This is a genomic window from Campylobacter concisus (assembly GCF_902460595.1).
GTDB lineage: Bacteria > Campylobacterota > Campylobacteria > Campylobacterales > Campylobacteraceae > Campylobacter_A > Campylobacter_A concisus_BL.
Window position 1 is genome coordinate 216,533 of record NZ_CABPVA010000001.1, and the last position, 18,901, is coordinate 235,433.

The window sequence follows — 18,901 nt, forward strand, 5'->3', positions numbered from 1 at the left end:
CACCTACTTTTGCCTATTTTGTGCAAAAAAGGCTATTGCACTATGTTTTAGAGTTATTTTATTAATACAATTTTTGAAAAAAAATTCTGATAAGTCTAAAATCAATTATTTTTGAAAATAAATTTTGCTAAAAATGGTTTATTTTAAAAGAGAAATTTAGCCAAAAATTTGGCTAAATTTTAGTATTAATGCAAGCTTTCTATGTAGCTCATAGCGCTAAGTGCAGCCACTGCGCCGTCACCTGCTGCTACGATGACTTGTTTTGGAGCATCCTCTCTGATGTCGCCTGCTACAAAGAGCCCTTTTAGGCTAGTTTGCATCTTAAGGTTAGTCTTGACCTGTCCGCCATCAGCCATTTCGCAGATAAATTTACCGTTTTCATCTTTTAAAATTTCGTTATTTACATTTAGTCCGACAAAAGTGAAAATGCCCGGCACATCAAGCACGCGCTCGCCATTTTTAGTATCAAGCACGATCTTTGTTAAACCCGTATTATCGCCAAGCGCCTCTTTTACAGTCGCACTTGTTATAAACTCGATCTTCTCATTTTTTCTAGCTTTTTCAACGGTTGTTGGCGCTGCTCTAAACTCGTCACGTCTATGCACAAGATAAACTTTTGAGCAGATATTTGCTAGGTAAAGTGCCTCTTCAACAGCTGTGTCGCCACCGCCAAGAACGGCTACCTCTTTGTTTTTGTAAAAGAAGCCATCGCATGTTGCGCATGTGCTAACGCCTTTGCCAAAGAACTCGTCCTCGCCTTTAAAGCCAGCGCGTCTTGGGGTTGAGCCAGTCGCTACGATGACTGCTTTTGCCTGCTCGCTTTTGCCGCCTTCAAGTAAAATTTCAAAGCTACCGTCGCTATTTTTTCTAACACCAACGACATTTGCCCACTTATGAACTAGTCCAAATGCACTGCACTGCTTCCACCAAGTGCTCATAAAGTCAAAGCCGCTCTCTCCAGGGGCTTTTTGACCTGGGTAGTTTTCTATCTCTGAGCTAGAGGTGATCTGACCGCCAGGCTCGCCTTTTTCAAACATTACAACATTTTTTAGTCCGCCTCTAGTGGCGTAAAGTCCGGCGCTTAGTCCTGCTGGACCGCCTCCGATGATCGCTAAATCAAGCATAAATTTCCTTTATTCTAAAACATTTATGGACGAATTTTGTTTGTAAATTTCGCCCCTTTGATGAACTATCTCAACACTGCTAGGTAGCTTCGTGATGCTTAAATTTCGCATCAGCTCTAAGACTGTATTTACATCAGAGCTTATGTATTTTAGTGTTGAGTTTGACTCATATCTTTTTTGAAAGATATCGATTGCTACAACTGTTTCATTTTTGGTTGGTAAAATTTCGTCTAATTTTGATTGATTTGAACTGAAGATTAAAAGCGTGTATTTTGGCTCTTTTGGAGTGAAAATTTCGCTTTTTTCGTAAAAAACTAGCTTCGCAAAATCAACAAATTTATATTGTGAAAAACGATAGTTGCTATAAGCAAATGCAGCCGCTATCATAGCTGCACCAAAAAATGAACCAAATATATATGTAAGAGGAAGCAGACTTCCTCTTCTTTTTTCGCTCATTAAAGAAGCGAATTTAGTTTGTCAGTTAGGGCTTGTTTTGACTGCGCACCGACCATTTGCTCAACTAGCTCGCCATTTTTGAAAAATAGCAATGTTGGGATCGATCTAATGCCAAACTCAACTGCAAGATCTTGCACTTCATCAGTATTTACCTTGCAAATTTTCGCTTTGCCCTCGAAGTCTTCAGCAAGCTCTTCGATCACTGGAGCTAGCATACGGCAAGGTCCGCACCATGGAGCCCAGAAATCTACTAGAGCAACGCCTTCTTTTGTTACATCAAAATTTTCTTTTGTTAGTTCGATGTATTTTCCCATTTGTTCTCCTTATTTTCAAGATGTGGCAATTATACAAAATCAAATTTAAATTTTAGCTAAATAATAAATTTTATTATAAACTAATATTTTCTATCAATTCAAAGCCTTCGTTTTTCACAACTAGCAGATCGAGCTGAAAGTCTCTATTTGGCTCATTTTTCATCATATAAAAATTTATTGTTTTTAAAATTTTCATATATTTTGCCTTGTTTAGCCTATACTCCGCTTCGTATTCTCCACTAGTTGCTTTTACTTCAATAAAATGCAAAATTTTATCGTTACTTAGCGCGATGATGTCGATCTCGCCAAATTTAGAGTGAAAATTTCTCTCTAAAATGACAAAACCAAGCTTACGCAAAAACTCGCAAGCCCTATCTTCGGAGCTCTTGCCAAAGAGGTACTCTTTTAACCCCAAACTACTCCTCGATCCTCATCATAAATGGCTCTTCTTTTATATACTCTTGCTCTTTTAAAAGCTCTATCGTTCGCTTCGCATCAGCCTCCAAGCTCGTGTGTGTCGTGAAAAATAGCACGGCATACTCGCTCTCATCTTTTGGCTTTTGTAGCAAGCTGTCGATCGAAAGATTATTTTCGCTCATTAAATTTGTTATCTTTGCTAGCACGCCCATTTTATCTTCGACTTTTAGCCTAAAGTAATACTTCGTCTTTATCCTGTCGCGATCAAGAAGCTCTAAGGTGTTTAGCTCAAATGGCGCTTTGTATCCAAGCATCGGCGACTTGCTATCTCTTGCGATATCGATGAGATCGCTGATGACTGCACTTGCTGTTGCGTCGCCGCCAGCTCCTGGGCCATAGTACATAGTCTCGCCAACGACCTCGCCAACGACGCTGATCGCATTTGTCACGCCGCTTGCCTTTGCTATCATTTTGTTTTGTGGCACAAGCGCTGGATGCACGCGTAGTTCGACCTTGCCCTCACTTTTTTTGGCGATAGCTAGAAGCTTGATCGAGTATTCAAAATCTTTTGCGAAAAATATATCCTCAGGAGTAATGCCTTGAATCCCTTCTATCAAGATATCTTCTGGATCGCCGTGCACGCCATAAGCTATGCTTGCTAGGATGAGAAGCTTGTGAGCCGTGTCAAAGCCACCCACGTCAAAAGTAGGATCAGCCTCGGCATATCCAAGCTCCTGCGCCTTTTTAAGTGCATCTTTGAAATTTGAGCCCTCATTCATCATCGAGGTTAGGATGTAGTTGCTTGTGCCATTTAGTATGCCATTTATGCTTAAGATGTGGTTGGCACTAAGCCCTTCTCTTAAGGCTCTAATGATCGGTATGCCACCAGCTACGCTTGCTTCAAAGCCAAATGGCATGTTTTTGGCTAAATTTTGCAAAGCGTATCTATGATAGGCAAGAAGCGCTTTGTTTGCAGTGACGACCGCTTTTTTGCGCTTTAAAATTTCACTCACCACTCTAAAAGGCTCTTCAACACCGCCCATAAGCTCGACAAAAACGTCGATATCATTGCGGTTTATGACGCTATTTATATCATCAGTCAAAGGGATGCCAGCGTCTCTTTTTTTGTTTAAATTTCTAACCACACCTATGACTGGCACTATCTCCTCGCCACATCTTGCTGCGATTAGCTTTTTGTTTTTTAGTAAAATTTTTGCGACCGACTCGCCAACGGTTCCAACGCCCAATATCGCTACATTCATTCAAATTCTTTCAAATATTTTTTTATATTTCTTGCTGCTTGCCTTATCCTATTTTCGTTTTCGATAAGAGCTAGACGCACATAGTCGTTTCCGCCCTCGCCAAAACCAATACCCGGGCTAACGGCGACTGATGCCTTTGTAAGAAGCTGCTTTGAAAACTCAAGGCTACCTAAGTGGCTAACCTTTGGTGGAAGTTTCGCCCAGATAAACATGCTAGCATTTGGCTTTTTAAGCTCCCAACCAGCCTGAGCAAAGGCCTCTATCATCACATCTCTTCTTTTTTCATAAATTTGGCGTATCTCTTCAACACAGCTTTGATCGCCGTCAAGCGCGACTGTAGCTGATACTTGTATCGGCGTAAACATGCCGTAATCAACCCATGATTTTATCTTTTTAAGTGCGGCGCAAAGTCTCTTGTTTCCGCACATAAAGCCAACTCTCCAGCCTGCCATGTTGTAGCTTTTTGAAAGGGTGTAGCATTCGACTGCAACGTCTTTTGCGCCTTCTACTTCAAAAATGCTTGGCGTTTTGTAGCCATCAAATGTAAGATCTGCGTAGGCGATATCTGAGATGATGTAAAATCTCTCTTGCTTTGCAACGCTTACAAGGCGCTCGTAAAAGCTCTTTTGTACGGTCACGGTCGTTGGATTGTGTGGGAAATTTACCACTACGTATTTTGGCTTTGGCGAGCTTGCGTGTATCGTCTGGATCAAATTTTCAAAAAATTTATTCTCATCTAGCTCAAATTTATCGTTGTAGTGAAGTGGCATCTTTGCGACACTTCCGCCAGCAAACAAAAACGCTTGCGTGTGTATCGGATATGCAGGATCAGGCACGATAGCCACGTCGCCTGGGTTTATAACGGCTTGAGCAAGATGTACAAAGCCCTCTTTGCTGCCCATAGTGGCGACTGCTTCGGTTTCTGGGTCTAAATTTACGCCGTATTTGCGCTTATACCAGTTGCAAATGGCAAGGCGGAGCTTGTAAATTCCAGCGCTGGCTGAGTAGCCGTGAGTCTTGTCTTTTTGCGCGCTTTCGCATAGTTTATCGACGATGTGTTGCGGTGTTCTGCCCTCTGGGTTGCCCATAGAAAAGTCGATGATGTCCTCGCCAGCTCTGCGTGCTGCCATTTTTATAGCATTTACTTCGGCAAAAACGTAGTTTGGCAAACGCTCAATTGTATTAAATCTTATCTCATCAAACACTGTTTGCTCCTATTTTATAAGCTTGATAATTATCTCGTTTTTAATATTAGTTATGTCGTTATTGTCGCTAATTAACGCATATTTTGCGTCGTTAGCTAAATTTATGGTGTAGTTAGTTTTTATCTCGTTTTCTTTTTTTAGATCGATTTGGTTTAAGTTTTTATCATAAATTCTAACAAGCGGCACCCATTTATTTGGCTCATTTGAGATGATATTTAGGCTACTTGCGCCTGCTATATCTACGATATAGACACCTCCACTTTTTACAAGCGGAGTCTCTTCGTTAAAATTTACTTTTGAGGCATTTAGGCTCATATTTTTAGCGTCCAAATAAAGCGCTAAATTTCCATCAACTCTATCAAATCCCATGATCTTAAAGCCGCTTTTACTAAGCGTGAAATTTAGTAAATTTGGATCTATGCCGCCACTTTTTAGAGCTAAAATCCCATAAGAAATTTCATTGCCATTTTTTAGAGAATTTACTCTTGCCACGCTTATGTTTGCATCTTCAAGAGCTAAATTTATCGATTTGACAAATAGGGCTGAAGGGACTTTTTGTGTGCTTATAAATTTTAAATTTAAACTATTTGAGCTAAAAGAGAGTGCATCGTAGTTTGAGCTTTGCTTTAGCCTTGAGACTAGCTCGCCAACGTTTAGCGAGCCGTTAGTGTCTAAATTTTCTAAAGAAATTTGCAGATCTTTTCCGCTACTTAGTGCGTTTGCGCTGCTATTTAGATCAAAAGCGTATGAAAAAACGCTAAAAAGAAGAAATATGGCTAGTTTTTTTACCAAGATTTGCCCTTATTCATCTCGACAAACTCGTCATAAGTTAAAAATTTCATATCGCCATTTTCTACTAAAAATCTAGCTGGACGGCTTGGGTTATACTTTGTCACTTTATCGCCGATCTTAAGCTCGATGTTGCCATTTCCGCAAACGACTAGCTGTCTTTGGTCTAAATTTATATTGACACTTTTGCTTGTATCGCTTGATGTTTTTTGGCCATTTTCAAGGTTGATGATGCCTATCCAAACGCGTTGTTTTGGCGTGATGATCGCTTCATTTAGCGGTTTTGTCACGTTTTGTTCTACTTTTGGAGCTGGCTGGGCTGCCATGCTAGGTTTTAGGGCATTTTGATCAACGCTAGCAGGATTTACAGTCACGTTTTGCTCAGCTGGAGCTGAAATTTTCACGCTTGAAGCGTTTGCATCGATCTTTGGAGTATTTTGAGAGATCGTTACGTTTGTGTCGATTATATTTTTCTTCACTTCATTGACGATGCTTGATTGTGAGTAGCTCACGCTTGTGTTGTCTTCATTTAAGCTTGCTATGAAATTTTGGACGTATTTGTAAGCGTCAAAGTAGTAAGCGCCGCCAGCGATGATAGCTAAAATGATGATCCAGAAGAAAAATCCAGCCCCGCCACCGCTACTTTGCCTTTGGATTGAGACATCTTCAGGTGTGTAAGAAGAAATTTTTGGGCTAACTTTTGTTTTTTTGCTCTCATCAGGCATGTTTTCTTGCATAAATGCGTCGTATTCAGCTAGAAGTTCGCTAAGATCGACGCCATACTCACGCTGTAAAATTTTGGCGTAGCCTCTCATGTTTAAGCGTGATAATTTTTCAAAATTTTTGTCAAAAATGTATTGTAAAAATGTGGGTTCAATGTGCGTTTTACGCGAAATTTCTTTTATGCCTATCTCTTTTAAATTTTCTAGTTCATTCATCTATCATCCTATCACAAATTATCGCAAAAGCTGCACTTACATTTAGGGAGTCCCAGCCGTCTTTTAGCTTGATACCGACGCACTCATCGCACTTTGCTAGAGCTTTTTGTGGTATGCCTTCACCCTCTGAGCCCATCACCAAAGCCCTTTTGCCAGCAAATTTCATCTCTTTTATATTTTTGCCGTTGCTTGCCGTCGCGTAGAGCCTAAAACCACACTGTTTTAGCTCGTTTAACAGGCTAAGTCCGTCTTCAAAGATCGCTATTGGTATCTCGTAAGCAGCACCGCTACTTGACCTTAAAACACCTTGCATATTTACACTTTTTGTAACGATGACAAGTCCTTCGCAGCCTAGGGCATAGGCACTTCTAGCGATAGCACCGATATTTCCGACGTCACTTATGCCATAAAGCACGGCGATGAAATTTAGCTTTTTTAGCTCGCTAAAGTCTGAAAACTCAAACTCGCTAACGCTTGCTAAAAAGCCTTGATGGTTGCCGCCATGCGCCATCGACTGAGCTTTTTGATTATCCACTCGGATGATCTTCTTGCCAGTGCCACAAATTTTAGAGAAGAGTTTTTTATCACACTCTTTTGAGAGATAGATCTCTTCTAGGATCTGTGGTCGCTTGTTCAAAATATGTAAAAATAGCTGTTTTCCGTATATTATCATGGTTGCTTATGGTAGCTAAAGTCAAGTAAAATTTAACTTATTTTGCTTCTAAATTTGAGTGAATTTTTGAAACTTTTTAGCAAAATTTGAGCTTTTAAATTTATGCTTTTATGAGCTCATCGTAGATCTTTTTGACGTCCTTGCCAGTTATTTTGCTAAGCAGTTTTGCTTTTGCTTTTGGGGCTATATCAAGCGAGATGATCTCATCTTTTGTGATGTTTTGAGTGGATGTATTTGCACTTTTTGAGATGACAACAGCCCACTCGCCGTTTAAATTTGCTTTTTCTAAAATTTGGGCTAAATTTTTGGCTCTATCCTTAAATTTGGTCTCAAATTTTTTGGTGGCCTCTTTTATGGCAAAAATTTCTCTTTCTGGTTCTAAATTTGCAACGCTTTGCACTAAGCTTAATATGCGTTTTGGGCTCTCATAGATCACAGCTGGATAGGCTAAGCTTAGAGCATTTTGTATAGCTAAAGCCCTCTCTCTACCGGTATTTGGTAAAAAGCCTAAAAAAACAAACTCTTTATCACAAAGTCCGCTGGCGACTACGCTTAAAAGTGCAGCGTTTGCTCCGCTTAAAATTTCGTATTTGATATCATTTTTTTGAGCGTATCTTACTAGGCTAACGCCTGGATCGCTTATACCTGGCATGCCAGCGTCGCTCATGTAAGCTATATTTTTGCTTAAAATTTCATCACTTAAATTTGCAAAAAATTCATCTTCGTTGTGTGTGTGAAGTGGGATAAAATTTGAGATGTTTATGTTTGCGTCAAAGCGTTCGTTTAGTAGATTTACAAGGCTTTTGCAAACTCTTGTATCTTCGCAGATAGCTATCTCGCATTCACGCAAAATTTTGATCGCACGAAGCGAGATATCTTCTAAATTTCCTATTGGAGTAGGAACAAAGTAGAGCAAGGCTTATTTTTGAGCGTATTTTTTCTTAAATTTCTCAACACGGCCAGCGCTATCAACTATCTTTTCGCTGCCTGTGAAAAATGGGTGGCACTTGTCGCAAATGTCAATTCTGATTTCGCTTTTGTTTGACTTTGTCTTAAAAGTGTTGCCACACGCGCAAGTTACGGTGCAATCTACATACTCTGGATGGATCTCTTTTTTCATCATCTTTCCTTTATTATTTTTGGCTATTTGTTACCTTAAAAGTTGCTGATTATATAAAAAGAAATCTAAAAATCAAATAAATCAGGCAAGAAATTTTGCCGCCACAGATATGACTGCGGTCTGTGATCTTAGGATATTTTTTGTATTTAGGCCGTAGATATTTTTAAATTTAGCCGTCTCATCCTCGCTAAATCCGCCCTCTGGACCGATTATTAAAATTTCATCATCTCTTTTTTCATTTAAATTTTTACCGCCAAAATTTATAGCCGAGACATTTTTATAAACGCTCATTAGCTCGTCTAAATTTTTATAAATTTCAAACTCCATTAGCGACGTTCGTCCGCACTGCTCGCATGAAAGCGCATTTATGTAGTTTAGCTTTTCAAGGTCGATCTTGAAATTTGCTTGAGAAAATTTAGTATAGACAAAGGCGATCTTGCCAACACCAAGCTCATTTAAAAATGGCAGTGCCTTTTCGATCGTCTTTGGATCAACGACCGCCCAAGCGATGGTAAAGTCAAATTTATGCTCGCAGTTTAGGCTGGCAAAGACAAGACTTAAATTTGCACTTCTGCGCTCTATCTCATCGATCTCGTAGAGGTACTCTTTGCCGTCGCATAAATTTCTAACACTTATGCGTTCTCCTGCTTCAACCCTTCTAGCTTTTAGGTGTAAAAAGGCCTCATTTACTATTTTTAGGTGCTCTTCGCCAGCGTTTTTATCATATAAAAATTTCATCTAAATTCCTGCAATAACAATCAAAATAATGTCGCAAATGCCTTTAATAAGGGCAAATTTTTTAAATTTCTCTAGCTCGCCAGCAATGGCATATTTCTTTAGTCTTTTATATCCAACAGCGCTAAGTGCGATCAATGCTATCAAGATAAGAAGCATTTTTATGGCGTTAAATTTTGGCTCATAGCTATAATATGCCCACAAAATAAGCCCAGTTAGCACCAAAAAGCTAAGCAGCATATGATAAATAGGCAAAAAATACCTTATGCGAAGCACGTAGTTTTTGCTTCTCACTCCAAGCTGAGTAAGCGCTAGATAAAGCACCGCCAAGGCAAGAAGTACGTAGAAAAATGTCACGTGAAATGGCAAAGTATAAACGTAGAGTGAGCTTAAGTGTTCGTTCATTTTTTATCTTTAGGCGGCTCATTTTCTTCAACTACTGGCTCAGGTGGGAGCTGCTCGTCGATAGTTACATTCGCATCAGGCTGAGCTATCGTAACATCACTGGGGACTGGCTCACTAACGTCACTTTTGGCCTCTTCTTTATCTCCACATCCCAAAAATACGCCAGCTATAAGCAAAAAAGAGGTTATAAATTTTTTCATTAAACGTCCTTTGGATTTTCTATTTTTATCTTATTTATCATCTTTTCAAGCAAATTTTTATCTTCCCACTCGTCCATAACGGCCTCTGAAAATTTTATATCGCTAAGCCTTATCTCGCCCATTTGCGGGTTTGTTGCGTCCTCTTTGAAGCACTGTGCATAGCCAGTGTCGGTCTCGTGCACGATGACGCTGTGAAGCTTTACTTCGCGCTCGCCGTTGTTCATCACACTAAGCTCAAGTATCCGCTCGATCATGACAAAAAATATACGGCAAAACTGCTCTGCGCTGGGATTTAGTGGGATTTCTATCCACCTTGCAGAGTGCTTTTTAAGGTCGTTTTTGTATTCGTCACTATCGCCTGCATATATGGTCGTAGCGTGATCAAAGCTATCGATGATCGTCTTTATGTTTTGCTTCATCAGCCCAAAGTCATAGACCATGCCAGCGTTGTCTAAGAAATTTGAGCTAAGTAAAATTTCTACCACATAGCTGTGACCGTGGATGCTCGTCCTGCAGCGCTTCGAGCTACAAAACCTCACGATATGCGCATTTTCAAATCTAAAAAGTTTTCTAATAATCATCAAACACCCTCTTTGTCGCCCCAAAGCCTGATGTGGATACGCTCTGAGTAGTTAAATCCATGCTTTATGGCAAATTTCGCTGTTTTTAGAGCATTTTTGCTTAGCTCGTCTTTATTTGCGCCCATCGCCATGCACCAAACTGGCAAATTTGCTCTATTTTTTATATATAAAATTTCATCCAGCTCGCTTTTGTCAAAGCGCGAGAGGACAAATTTTAAAAAGCTGCTTTTCGCGTTATTTTTGATAGCTAAAATGGCATCTAAATTTATGCGTTTTTGCTCGCTAACTCCGCTATTTGCTAGCTTGATGCCAAGTGCAAAATGGCAGTTTTTATAAATTTCAAATTTATCAAAATCAACCAAGATCGTGCCATTTGTCTCAAAATGCACCTCGTAGTTTATAAGCAAATTTCTTACCAAATTTATGAAATTTTCATTTTGATGCCAGATGAGTGGTTCGCCGCCTGTTAAAACGATGATCGGCTTTTGCTCTAAGCCTTTACAAAACCCATCAACTAGGCTTAAAATTTCATCTGCGCTATATCTTTTGTGGTGAAAATGCCCCTTAAAAACGGCTCTTATGCTATCGCATCCCAAAAGCTCTTCGCCTGTTTTTAAAGACCTTGTCTTTACGCCAAAGCCAGAGCAGTTTAGGTTGCAGCCCAAAAAGCGTAAAAACACAGCGAGCCTGCCCTGATAAGCGCCCTCGCCTTGGATGCTTAAAAATGCCTCAACTAATTCTAGCTCTTTGCTCATCAACCACCAGTTTGGTAAAAGGCCCTTGAAGAGGTCTCGTTTTCAGCTCCTAAAGCCCATTTGTTCTCTTTTGGCTTGTTAGCTAGCACTTGCCTTAAGATCTCGCTTGCTGCGACGATGTCGCCATTTGCGACTGCTTTTTTGATACTTAGTGCATCTTCAAAGTAAAGGCAAGGTATCAAAAGTCCCTCAGCACTTAGTCTGATGCGGTTGCAACTCTCGCAAAAGTCGTGTTTGTGAGGGTCTATGATGCCAAATTTATAGCCGTCATCAAGCCTATAAATAGACGCAGGTGCGTTTGGCAACTTTTCATCTTTTGTGACGTTATATTTTTGCGAGATGATCTTTAAAATTTCATCGCTTTTTAGCCCTTTTAGATCCTCTTTGGCGTGTGAGTTTTCCATATATTCGATAAATCTGATCTGAGAATTTCTAAATTTAGCAAACTCAAGCAAATTTACGAGCTCATCGTCGTTAAAGCCTTTTAGTGCGACTGTGTTTATCTTTACCTTTAATCCAGCATCAAGTGCTGCTTCAAAGCCAGCTAAAACCTCGTGTAAGACGCTCTTTTGAGCGATAAATTTAGCCTTTTGCTCATTTAACGTATCAAGCGACATATTTATGCGCTTTAGACCAGCGTCTTTTAGCCTTTTGGCAAAGTGTGGCAGCATAAAGCCATTTGTTGTAAGCGCTAGATCGATGTCTGGCTTATAATCGCTTATCATCTTTATAAAGACGTCCAGATCCTTGCGCACGAGTGGTTCGCCACCTGTGATCCTGATCTTTTTCACACCCTCATCGATAGCTACTTTGACAAATAAAAATAGCTCTTCAAATGTCAGTAAATTTTCTTTTGGTGTCCAACTAAATGGCGTCGTAGGCATACAATATCTACATCTAAAATTGCAGCGCTGCGTCACAGAAATTCTTAAATAATCAACAACCCGACCATATTTATCAACTAGCATAAAGCACCTTTTTAAGCTTGGTTAGAGCTTTTTTAATTTTCAATTATATGTTAAAAGATTTAAATTTAAATAAAAATTTAAGCTAATTTTTGTAGTTTAAGAGTAGTTTTGTCTTTTAAAATTAGCCCAAATTTAGGCTAATTTATGAAATTTAAGCACAAATTCAACTCGCCCCATACCCACATGAAGATCTTTAGCGATCATGGCTGCGCTTTTGCCATCTTTAAACATCTTTAGGATCTGCTCTTCTTCGTTGATGACACTTGGGGCGATTTTATTGATATCTCTTGTTCGCTCCTCAAGGTTAAACATCCTATCTTTTTGCTCGTTTGCAAAGTCATCTATCACTCGCTCGATGCTCTTTATAGCGCGGATTATCGGCACGATTTTTTCATTTATTTGCTCATTTATCTGCTCTTTTAACTCATCTTTTACATCTTTTAGCTGCTCGTCATCATCAGGCTTAAAGCTTGCCAGTGCGGCTAGCTGCTTTTTGAGATTATAGTTTTCTTGTATGGCGCTCTCTATGGCACGCTCATATCTTGTAAATTTCTTATTTGTCTCGCTATCTTTTATAAATATCAAAGCTATTATTATCGCTAAAACGATGCCAAAACCTAAAAAAATGTAAATTTCCATATTTTTCCTTTACGAATTCGCTCTAAGCTCTCTTATCATCACACGCTCTCTAGCCGTCACGTAAGCGTTCCAGTCGGCCTCGTCCTCTTCGTGCATGTTCTCTATCTTTGCTAGCCTCTCATCCTCCGCCCTTAGATAAAGGCTCAAATTTCTCTTTGGAAAGATAGGCATCGCGATCCTTGCGTAGTAAATTTCATCTTTTTTAAATTTATCTTCGCTTATTTTTATATGCGTAAAGCCGATCTCATCGATATCTGCGCTCTCTTTTAGTGGCAGATACTGCTTGTGCTCATTTTTTATATAATCACTAAGCGCGTCGATCTTTCTATGAAGCTCGATGACAAGCGTTAGCAAGACTTGGTCGCTCTCTTTTGTCTCACCGCGTGATTTGGCTCGCTTTAGCCACGCGCCAAGTGCATCTTCATCTCCTGGCAAGATAGAGTTAAATTCTCTTAAAAATTTCTCATCTCCCGAGCTATCACGTTCATAAACCATGCTAAGAGGCGCTTTAAAAAGCCTTACTTCGCTCATAATACACTGATCCAAACAAAGATGAAAAATAAAATTCCCAAGTAGCCATTTAGCGTGAAAAATGCCCGATCTATCTTGCTAAAGTCGCGCCTTACGATCCTGTGCTCGAAAAATAATATCACGCCGCTTACCACAATGCCAAAAAATGCCATCGCTCCAAGTCCAGCCGCCCAAGCAAAAAGTAGCCAAAGTATAAAGGCTAGAGCGTGAAAAATAGCTGATAAAAATAGTGTCGCCTTGTCGCCATAAATGGCTGGTATGCTAAAGAGCTTGTTTTCTTGGTCAAATTTAATATCCTGAAGCGAGTAGAGCAGGTCAAATCCAGCCACCCAAAATGTCACACCAAGGCAAAGTAGCACGCTCCAAAGCGGTATAGCAGCGCTCACTGCGACCACGCCAGCGATGGGGGCAAGTCCAAGACTAAGGCCTAGCACCAAGTGCGCTAGCTCGCTAAATCTCTTAAATAGCGAGTATCCGCCAAGCACGGCAAGTATGGGGAAGCTTAGCCAAAATGCGAGCGAATTTACAAAATAGGCGCAGATGATAAAGATAAGCGCGTTTGATGCGATGAAAAGCTGCATGTTGCCCTTGCCGATGCGTCCATCCACGCTTGGACGGCTTGCGGTGCGTGGGTTTAGCTTGTCGATGTCCTCGTCTTGGTATCTGTTAAATGCCATGGCGAAATTTCTAGCGCTGACTGCGCAAAGAGTGCCTAAAATAAGCAGTTTAAAGCCAAACCAAGCCGAGCCATTTTCTATCTTGCTCGCAACTATCATCGCCACAAAGATAAAGGGCAAAGCAAAAACCGAGTGCTTAAAAACGATGAGTTCTGCGATATCTTTTAGCTTTTTGATCATATAAATTTCCATCTTTTTAAAAAGTGTCTGATTTTACACCATTTTGCTTTAAATCTAAATTTATATTATCATTGCGAGAGTAATTTAAAATGAAGGGTTATGATGAGTAAAATAGCGATTATCGGAGATGGTTTTAGTGCGTTATTTACGGCGCTTGAGCTAGCTAAAAAGAATGAAGAAATTTTAGTTATTAGTAGCCAAAAAGATGAGTTTGAAAGCGGAATTTTAACCCCATTTAACACCCCAGCACTTGCAAGAGATGGAGCGATATCTAGCTCATTTTTGGGGCTTGTTAGTAAAAAAAGCGAGCTTGATATAGCGCTTTGCCTAAATGAAAATTTTAGAGCTTGGATGGCGAATTTCACGCTTAAATCAACAAAGGCTCACGATAAAAAGATGAGAGTTTTGTTTAAAAAATTTGGACAAAAGAGCTTTGAAATTTTAAAAGAGCTAAGCGAAAAATATCCGCAGATAAAATTTGATGAGAGCGGCGTTTATCTCGTTTTTAGCGAAGATGAGAGCTTTAAAAAGAGGCTTGATGAGATGAAAGTCGCTGATAGCGAGCAAGAAATTTTAAGCGTGGATAGTGAGCTTGCAAATTTTGGTCTAATAAATAAAAATATAAAAGGTGCGCTAAATTTAGCTAAAAACGCAAGTATCGACGCGGTTGAGCTAAAAAAGGCGCTTGTTAGCGAGCTAAATGAGCTTGGAGCGCAGTTTATAAATGATGAAATTCATGAGCTAAAAACGCAGGGGCAAGCCGTGCAAAAGGCAGTTGGCAGTGCTGGCGAGTACGAGGCTGATAGCTTTGTAGTGGCTAGTAGAAATTTGGAGCTTTCAAGCAAGCTTGGGACAAATTTAAGCGTCATTTTGGCTAAATTTTACACGATAAACCTTGTGCTAAGCGAAGGTCAGATCCCTAAAAAACCGATCATTTTAAATGATATGTTTGCCAAAATTTATCCAACGAAAAATGGCGTCACGATCATCACAAATTTACAAGTGGGCGCAATCGATACGCTTGTAAAAACAGAAAAGATCAACGCATTTTTAAACGAGCTAAAAAGACACCTTGGCATAAGCGAGCTAAAAGAGCCTAACTTTAGGGCAAATTTCGTCCTTCTTAGCTCAAACGACAAACCAGTGATCGGACGCGATGAGACATATCAAAATTTACTCTATAACCAAGCATACGGGCTAAACGAACTAAGCTTTGCACCGCACTTTGCAGGCGTTTTGGCTGATCTTATTAAAGAGGGTAAAAGCAACGAAGATAGCGATGAAATTTTACTTTTTAGCTCACTTTATGAGGGTTAAGCTTGTTTGGCCAGCTAGCACTAATTGGCACCACGGCAAGCGGCAAGAGCGATCTAGCCTTTGAGCTAGCAAAGGAATTTAATGGCGTCATCTTAAGCCTTGACTCGCTTGCGCTTTATAAAGAGATAGATATCGCTAGCGCAAAGCCAAAGCCTTGGCAGCTGGGGGCTGTGAGGCACTTTGGAGTGGATGAAATTTACCCTGATGAGGAATTTAGCGTCGGAGCATTTTTTGAAATTTACAAAAATGCAAAAGAATTTGCGCGCTCGCAAGGCTGCCCACTCATCATCACAGGTGGGAGCGGCTTTTATCTAAAGGCGATGCTTAGCGGTCTTGCACCAGACGTGCCAAAATGCGAGCTAAATTTAAGCAACGAGGAAATTTACGAGCTAGCTTTACAAAACGACCCTGAGTTTGCAAGTAAATTTAGCCAAAACGACTCTTATCGCCTCGAAAAATGGTATCAAATTTATAAATTTAGCGGCCAAATTCCAAGCATCTGGTTAAAGCAAAATACCAAAGAGAGCGTCATAAAAGAGCTTGCGATATTTGAAATTTTGTGGGACAAAGAGGAGCTTAGAGCTCGCATCGCAAAGCGAACGAAAAATATGCTAGATGAGGGCTTGATAGATGAGGCGAAGTTTTTATTTGGCAAGTATAAAAGCGAGCCAAAGCCTTTAAAATCAATAGGTCTAAAAGAGTGCAAGCAGTTTTTGGAGAGTAAAATTTCAAAAAGTGAGCTTGAAACGCTCATCGCCACGCACACAGCCCAGCTTGCTAAGCGTCAGCGAACCTTTAATAGATCGCAGTTTGAGAAGAAATTTGTGGGCGACTTGGCGCAGACTAGAGGCGAAATTTTGAAATTTTTAAAAGTATAAATTTGAGTTAAATTTAAATTGTCTAGGTGGTAAATTTAATTTAGCATGGGGGGGGCGAACAGCTCCAAAAGAAGCCGTTCGATAAATTTATATAGGCATGACCCTGATTTTTGGGCTTAGACTCTCTTGTAAGACATTTTCTATCGCATAAAGCGTGCCAGTCGAGCCGCTTGAACAGCCTGAGCAAGCGCCAAGATAGCGGATATAAACGTCGATATTTTCGCCGTTATCGTTTCTGATGTCTATGATCTCTAAATTTCCGCCGTCCATCATAAGCATCGGGCGGATCTCTTTATCGATGATCGATTCGATCGCTTTTAGCTGGCCAACCATCGTCATGCTCTCAAAGCTAACGTCGCTAAGCGTGTTGTTTGCTTGAGCATTTGCCTGAGCTTCGAGCCTCTCTTGCTCCATCTCAGCCCTAGTATCGCGTAAGATATCAACCAAATAGTAGTCTTTTTTCTCGTGTCCGCCAGGTCTAACGCATGATTTACAAAATGCGCCTGCTTTGGTGTATTGCGTGATCTCCTCAACTGTGTGAAGGTCGTTTAGTCTTATCACCTCTTTGATCGTGCCAAGGCTCACTCTAGCGCACTCGCAAACGATGATCTCATCTTCAAAGTGCTCTGGGTCTATGCCCTTGTAGCTTGCTGCGGCTGCCTTGATGACGTCGTATGCCATAACCGAGCAGTGCATCTTTTGAGGTGGCACAGCTGGGGTGTCTGGGTTGTCACGCATAGCTCTTTCTACATCAAGGTTTGTGATCTTAACCGCCTCATCGACCGTTTTGCCGATGCAAAGCTCGGCCATCGTATCAGAGCTAGCTATCGCCGTACCACAGCCAAAGCTTTTAAATTTAGCGTCTATTATCTTGTCAGTTTTCTCATCAACGAGCCAGTAAAGCCTTACCGCATCACCGCAGCTTTCCGCGCCAAAGTCAGCGATGATAAGTTTTGCGTTTGCTTTTTTGGCGTCTTCTTCGGTTAGCTCGCCCATGAATTTAGGATTATTCATCCTATCTTGCACTACCTTTGAGTATTCATCCCAGATAGAGCCGCCGATTAAGTTATTTTTTGCCATGTTTTTCCTTTAAATTTTATAATCCACTCTTGTGCCACTCTGGGGCGTATGCGAAGGTGCTTGATATGCCTCTTAGCCTATTTACCGCTTTTGTTATCTGCTCTATCGCATAGTCGATCTCCTCTTCGGTGTTAAACCTAGAAAGTGAGAGTCTAAGTGCGGTGTGGGCTAGCTCTTTGTCAGCGCCGATAGCCTCCATGATAGGGTTGCTCTCTAGTGTCTCGCTCGCACAGGCAGAGCCAGTAGATGCCGCTATGCCAGCTCTATTTAAATCCCAAAGCATAGCCTCGCCCTCGACACCTTTGATAGAAGCTAGGATGGTGTTTGGCACGCGTTGATCTTTTTTACCAACGACGCTAACGTCAGGAATTTGCAGTAGTGCGTCTTCTAGCTTGTCACGCAAACGGCGAACGTGTGAGTGCTCGTAATCCATAAATTTATTTGCTAGTTCAAGCGCCTTGCCCATGCCAATGATGCCTGGTACGTCAAGAGTGCCGCTTCTGCGTCCGCCCATGTGCTCGCCGCCGTGAAGCAAGCTGCTTAGTGGCATGCTATTTTTTATAAATAACGCTCCAACGCCCTTTGGTCCGTGAAATTTATGCGCTGAAAAGCTTAGAAAATCAACGTCTAGGTCTTGAACATCTATCTTTATCTTGCCAACTGCTTGCACAGCGTCAGTGTGAAATAATGCGCCGTATTCGTGAGCGACTTTGGCAAGCTCTTTTATAGGAAAGATCATACCGGTTTCGTTGTTTGCGCTCATTATGGCGACAAGTGCGACATTTTCGTCCATGACAGCCCTTAGCTGCTCTGGAGTAACGATACCATCGCTATTTACGTCTAAAACTGTAAGCTCCACGCCATATTTTTCTAGAAATTTACAAGTTGCTAAAATGGCTGGGTGCTCGACCGCGGTTGTTACGATGCGTTTTTTCTCGCCGGTTGCTATTTTGTCAAAGTAGATGCCTTTTACAACCCAGTTGTTGCTCTCGGTCGCACATGATGTAACGACGATGTCATCGCTATCTTTTGCGTTTAATCCGGCGTAGAGCTGATCTAGCGCTGTTCTTAGTGCTGGGTGGGTTTCTGAGCCAAATTTGTGAAGTGAGTTTGGATTGCCGTATTTTTCGCAAAAAAACGGCTTCATAAGCTCAAAAGCCTCTGGATCAACCATCGTTGTAGCGTTGTTATCTAAATATACTCTCAAATTTAAAACCTTAATTCGGATAAAAAATATCCCTTTTATTTTTGATGGGATATTATAACAAAAAAGTTAAAAGCAAGTTTAAAAAATAGCTTTAGTTTTTTCAATATTTGGCTCATTTTGATAGTAAAATATATTGAAATTCTTTATCAATATTTGGCAGATACGCCATTTGCGAAATTTGGTCTAAAAAAGTCTATTTTACTCTTAATATTAATTCTTTTTCTTAAGGATTAAAATTTAAACGCGAGATAATTAATGGGATTGTAAATATTGCGACAATAAAATACCCAAAATAAATTTTCTAAAAGGATATAGGATGAAATTTATAGGCATTATACTTCTACTACTAACAAGCATATTTTTAATAGCCTGCTCTGCAAACCAAGCAAGCAATAAGATAAGCAACTCTGAACTAGAAAATTTAGCTAGTAAATATGGTGGGGTTTATAT

The 18,901-nt window shown here is 40.4% G+C and carries 24 protein-coding genes; 2 read left to right on the forward strand and 22 right to left on the reverse strand.

Annotated elements, in window-relative coordinates; all coding sequences use genetic code 11:
- Positions 1-185 precede the first annotated feature (185 nt).
- The 20 genes from F3G86_RS01030 to mqnP all read right to left on the reverse strand — a co-directional run bounded on the left by F3G86_RS01030 (position 186) and on the right by mqnP (position 13,969).
- Complete coding sequence (locus tag F3G86_RS01030; protein WP_103647268.1) at positions 186-1,124, reverse strand: NAD(P)/FAD-dependent oxidoreductase; 939 nt, start codon at positions 1,122-1,124, stop codon at positions 186-188.
- Positions 1,125-1,133: 9 nt separating this feature from the next.
- The gene (locus tag F3G86_RS01035) at positions 1,134-1,580 is read right to left on the reverse strand and encodes a hypothetical protein (protein WP_103590356.1); all 447 of its coding nucleotides are present in this window, start codon (positions 1,578-1,580) and stop codon (positions 1,134-1,136) included.
- Positions 1,580-1,894 carry a thioredoxin gene (gene trxA, locus F3G86_RS01040; RefSeq protein ID WP_021092602.1) on the reverse strand — a complete coding sequence of 105 codons (315 nt, stop codon included), beginning with the start codon at positions 1,892-1,894 and terminating at the stop codon, positions 1,580-1,582. The genes F3G86_RS01035 and trxA overlap by 1 nt, the downstream gene beginning before the upstream one ends.
- Before the next feature lie 73 nt (positions 1,895-1,967).
- The gene (locus F3G86_RS01045) at positions 1,968-2,309 is read right to left on the reverse strand and encodes a YraN family protein (RefSeq protein WP_149722730.1); all 342 of its coding nucleotides are present in this window, start codon (positions 2,307-2,309) and stop codon (positions 1,968-1,970) included.
- Position 2,310: 1 nt separating this feature from the next.
- Positions 2,311-3,573 (reverse strand): homoserine dehydrogenase, encoded by a 1,263-nt coding sequence (locus F3G86_RS01050; RefSeq protein ID WP_149722731.1) that lies wholly within the window; start codon positions 3,571-3,573, stop codon positions 2,311-2,313.
- Positions 3,570-4,778 (reverse strand): LL-diaminopimelate aminotransferase, encoded by a 1,209-nt coding sequence (locus tag F3G86_RS01055; protein WP_103590353.1) that lies wholly within the window; start codon positions 4,776-4,778, stop codon positions 3,570-3,572. The genes F3G86_RS01050 and F3G86_RS01055 overlap by 4 nt, the downstream gene beginning before the upstream one ends.
- 9 nt (positions 4,779-4,787) lie before the next feature.
- On the reverse strand, positions 4,788-5,570 hold the full coding sequence (locus tag F3G86_RS01060) for a hypothetical protein (protein WP_149722732.1): 783 nt from the start codon (positions 5,568-5,570) through the stop codon (positions 4,788-4,790).
- Positions 5,564-6,505: a phosphatidylglycerophosphate synthase gene (locus tag F3G86_RS01065; protein ID WP_149722733.1), complete on the reverse strand. Its 942-nt coding sequence runs from the start codon at positions 6,503-6,505 to the stop codon at positions 5,564-5,566. Before F3G86_RS01065 ends, F3G86_RS01060 begins: the two co-directional genes overlap by 7 nt.
- Positions 6,498-7,178: a 23S rRNA (guanosine(2251)-2'-O)-methyltransferase RlmB gene (gene rlmB / locus F3G86_RS01070; protein WP_012001059.1), complete on the reverse strand. Its 681-nt coding sequence runs from the start codon at positions 7,176-7,178 to the stop codon at positions 6,498-6,500. The genes F3G86_RS01065 and rlmB overlap by 8 nt, the downstream gene beginning before the upstream one ends.
- 100 nt (positions 7,179-7,278) lie before the next feature.
- A complete protein-coding gene (rsmI, locus tag F3G86_RS01075; RefSeq protein WP_149722734.1) occupies positions 7,279-8,094 on the reverse strand; it encodes a 16S rRNA (cytidine(1402)-2'-O)-methyltransferase in 816 nt (271 codons plus the stop codon).
- Positions 8,095-8,097: 3 nt separating this feature from the next.
- Positions 8,098-8,298: a 50S ribosomal protein L31 gene (rpmE, locus tag F3G86_RS01080; RefSeq protein WP_009295018.1), complete on the reverse strand. Its 201-nt coding sequence runs from the start codon at positions 8,296-8,298 to the stop codon at positions 8,098-8,100.
- An 81-nt stretch (positions 8,299-8,379) separates the two neighbouring features.
- Positions 8,380-9,036 (reverse strand): 16S rRNA (uracil(1498)-N(3))-methyltransferase, encoded by a 657-nt coding sequence (locus tag F3G86_RS01085; protein WP_149722735.1) that lies wholly within the window; start codon positions 9,034-9,036, stop codon positions 8,380-8,382.
- A complete protein-coding gene (locus F3G86_RS01090; RefSeq protein WP_149722736.1) occupies positions 9,037-9,438 on the reverse strand; it encodes a hypothetical protein in 402 nt (133 codons plus the stop codon).
- Positions 9,435-9,638 (reverse strand): hypothetical protein, encoded by a 204-nt coding sequence (locus F3G86_RS01095; protein WP_004318036.1) that lies wholly within the window; start codon positions 9,636-9,638, stop codon positions 9,435-9,437. The genes F3G86_RS01090 and F3G86_RS01095 overlap by 4 nt, the downstream gene beginning before the upstream one ends.
- Positions 9,638-10,219 carry a 6-pyruvoyl trahydropterin synthase family protein gene (locus F3G86_RS01100; protein ID WP_149723136.1) on the reverse strand — a complete coding sequence of 194 codons (582 nt, stop codon included), beginning with the start codon at positions 10,217-10,219 and terminating at the stop codon, positions 9,638-9,640. The genes F3G86_RS01095 and F3G86_RS01100 overlap by 1 nt, the downstream gene beginning before the upstream one ends.
- A complete protein-coding gene (locus F3G86_RS01105) occupies positions 10,219-10,974 on the reverse strand; it encodes a 7-carboxy-7-deazaguanine synthase QueE (protein WP_149722737.1) in 756 nt (251 codons plus the stop codon). Before F3G86_RS01105 ends, F3G86_RS01100 begins: the two co-directional genes overlap by 1 nt.
- Entirely contained in the window at positions 10,974-11,942 is a 969-nt protein-coding gene (gene moaA / locus F3G86_RS01110; protein WP_107829840.1) for a GTP 3',8-cyclase MoaA, read from the reverse strand. The genes F3G86_RS01105 and moaA overlap by 1 nt, the downstream gene beginning before the upstream one ends.
- A gap of 132 nt (positions 11,943-12,074) precedes the next feature.
- Positions 12,075-12,581, reverse strand: a complete 507-nt coding sequence (locus F3G86_RS01115) for a DUF6115 domain-containing protein (protein WP_004318037.1) — start codon at positions 12,579-12,581, stop codon at positions 12,075-12,077.
- Positions 12,582-12,590: 9 nt separating this feature from the next.
- Positions 12,591-13,112: a hypothetical protein gene (locus F3G86_RS01120; protein WP_149722738.1), complete on the reverse strand. Its 522-nt coding sequence runs from the start codon at positions 13,110-13,112 to the stop codon at positions 12,591-12,593.
- Positions 13,109-13,969 (reverse strand): menaquinone biosynthesis prenyltransferase MqnP, encoded by an 861-nt coding sequence (gene mqnP, locus F3G86_RS01125; protein WP_411160677.1) that lies wholly within the window; start codon positions 13,967-13,969, stop codon positions 13,109-13,111. The genes F3G86_RS01120 and mqnP overlap by 4 nt, the downstream gene beginning before the upstream one ends.
- 102 nt (positions 13,970-14,071) lie before the next feature.
- Between mqnP and F3G86_RS01130 the strand changes: the two genes are divergently transcribed.
- Together F3G86_RS01130 and miaA are read left to right on the forward strand one after the other, a co-directional pair.
- Positions 14,072-15,286, forward strand: coding sequence for an NAD(P)/FAD-dependent oxidoreductase (locus F3G86_RS01130; RefSeq protein ID WP_149722740.1), 1,215 nt, complete (start codon positions 14,072-14,074; stop codon positions 15,284-15,286).
- Positions 15,287-15,288: 2 nt separating this feature from the next.
- Positions 15,289-16,164, forward strand: coding sequence for a tRNA (adenosine(37)-N6)-dimethylallyltransferase MiaA (gene miaA / locus F3G86_RS01135; RefSeq protein ID WP_149722741.1), 876 nt, complete (start codon positions 15,289-15,291; stop codon positions 16,162-16,164).
- Between the two features lie 87 nt (positions 16,165-16,251).
- On the opposite strand, the gene F3G86_RS01140 is transcribed toward miaA, so the two are convergent.
- Both F3G86_RS01140 and F3G86_RS01145 read right to left on the reverse strand, forming a co-directional pair.
- Positions 16,252-17,244 carry an iron-sulfur cluster assembly scaffold protein NifU gene (locus tag F3G86_RS01140; protein WP_004318029.1) on the reverse strand — a complete coding sequence of 331 codons (993 nt, stop codon included), beginning with the start codon at positions 17,242-17,244 and terminating at the stop codon, positions 16,252-16,254.
- Positions 17,245-17,260: 16 nt separating this feature from the next.
- Positions 17,261-18,451 carry a NifS family cysteine desulfurase gene (locus F3G86_RS01145; RefSeq protein WP_149722742.1) on the reverse strand — a complete coding sequence of 397 codons (1,191 nt, stop codon included), beginning with the start codon at positions 18,449-18,451 and terminating at the stop codon, positions 17,261-17,263.
- Positions 18,452-18,901: the final 450 nt, after the last annotated feature.